The following is a 1,924-nucleotide window of genomic DNA, read 5'->3' as shown; positions in this document are numbered from 1 at the left end:
GTCGACGCCCGCCCCGGCCTGCGCGGGGGCAGGTCAGGGCGGGCATGAGGGTCAGCAGGCGTAGTAGAGCTCGAACTACATGGGTGCCGTTTGTGGGGTATGCACACGTGTGGGTGTCTTGTCAAACGTGCTGTTCATGGCGTTTTGGTGTTCGTGAGCGTTTGCCGGATGCGGGGGAGTTGCGTACTTTTTGCGTACCGTACGACAGTCACTTGCCGGGAGGGTTGACGAAGATCGACTATCGAATGCCTGTGCGATACTAGGCAGGTGTCCGTCATCGAGGAAGTCTACCCGCCGAACTGCCCCAACTGCGGATCAACCATGCGCCCCGGACGCTGCCTTGTGGGGTGGGACAACTCCCACGGCCCGAAAGGTGCCCGCGTCGTCTCGTGCCGCGAATGCGGGGAACGCTGGTACCCAACCACCCGGCTACGACCCATGACGGCGGATGAGCAACGGCGGGCATTCGGCAGGGGGCACAAATGACGAAAGCCGCCCCGGTAGCCCGTCATGGGTTACCGGGGCGGCATTAACGCTACTGGGGTAAGAATCTAAGGGCCTAGAAAAGGGCTACCCATACATTACCCCTCGGGAACGCTCATAGGGCCTCACAGGCCAACACACCAGGCAGGAACGACCCTTCTATCGCGCTTTCTTCTCCCACCGCTCCTGGGCCTTCGCCATAATCTCAGCCGGTGAAGGATTGTGCCGCGCATTTGCTGCGTGCTGACCACGATCCGACGCCGACATGCCCGACGAACCCTGCCAACGGAAGCCACCTAGAAGGCGATCAAGAAACGCACGCTGCGCCCGAATCTCACCGACCAAAGGGTTCATCACATCCTGATTGCGCGACCCACGAACCATCAACCGCCCGTCACGCTTCTCGGCTTCCCACGCCCGTTCCAAAACATCAATCTCATCGACCGTAGCCCTGTACAGCTCAATGCGCCGACGCTCATCAGGGTCAAGCGACAAAGCATCCACACTCCCGACCCCCAGGCGCTCAACCAACGCTTCCTTTAACTCATTGACAGCCCTATCACCGGGCGTAATCCGCTTCCGTCCCATATGGAACCCCTTCTCAAACCGTACTGTTTCACTACACTAATAAGCACCCACACACTGATAAGCACCGCCTATAACGCTCCCCAACGCCCTTGCACACACCCGCATAAACACGTATCGTTGCACGTCAAGCACCATTTCCGCCGAATCAGGCGACACTCCCCCAATGGACATCTCAGGTCTGGACTCCGCAGCGTTGCTCTGCCGCATTGACGCCCGAGGGCGGGGGCGGGAAGGGGGGAGGGATATACCCCCGCCCCTTTCCCGAACCCTCTTGTTGACGTGCCCCTTGGTGTGATCAGTCGGCCACGCGCTCGATGCGGTCGGCGTTCAGGAACTGCTCCACGCGCTCGGGGTACGTGTCTGCCGTTGCCGGTGCAAGGATGAACCCCTCGTACTCACCACGCCCCAGTCGGCGGAGTGTCTCGGTCTCGTTCTTGAGCCAGTCGCCAATTAGTCCGCGCGCAATGTCTCGGCGTCGAATGTCTGCCTCGGGTGAGCGGAGTTCGCCACCCTGGTTCCAGCGTGACGCGGGGGTGCGCTGGATGACATTGACCGTGCCGGGATCGGTCACGAGTGCCAAGGCTCGTGCCGCCTGTGCTGGCCGCTGCCCCGGTGCGGTGACAGTCCCTACTGCGACGTATGCGCGGATGGTGACGGCGTGCTTGTGCAGTTGCGTGAGGGCATCGCCGTATCCGCCATTGATTGCGGCTTCCGCGTCGGTAGTCGGGCAGTCCTGCGCGGCTTCCACGAGTCCGTTCAGGTGTGCTTCCACAGCCTTGTAGGTGGCGCTGGCGTACTCGGGAACGTATGCCTTGAACTGGTGGTCAAGCTGTGCCGTGGCACCGGAGAGAAG

At 61.5% G+C, this 1,924-nt stretch carries 2 protein-coding genes; both read right to left on the bottom strand.

Annotated elements, in window-relative coordinates; all coding sequences use genetic code 11:
- Window positions 1-642: 642 nt before the first annotated feature.
- On the bottom strand, window positions 643-1,071 hold the full coding sequence (locus H483_RS39430) for a hypothetical protein (RefSeq protein WP_152428120.1): 429 nt from the start codon (window positions 1,069-1,071) through the stop codon (window positions 643-645).
- 295 nt (window positions 1,072-1,366) lie between these two features.
- Window positions 1,367-1,924: hypothetical protein (locus tag H483_RS37940; RefSeq protein ID WP_042330437.1), on the bottom strand; the 558-nt coding region annotated here is incomplete at its 5' end.

Origin of the sequence: Dietzia sp. UCD-THP (assembly GCF_000349585.1) — a bacterium.
In the GTDB taxonomy this organism is placed as follows: domain Bacteria; phylum Actinomycetota; class Actinomycetes; order Mycobacteriales; family Mycobacteriaceae; genus Dietzia; species Dietzia natronolimnaea_A.
This window is presented reverse-complemented; position numbering and strand designations above follow the sequence as displayed.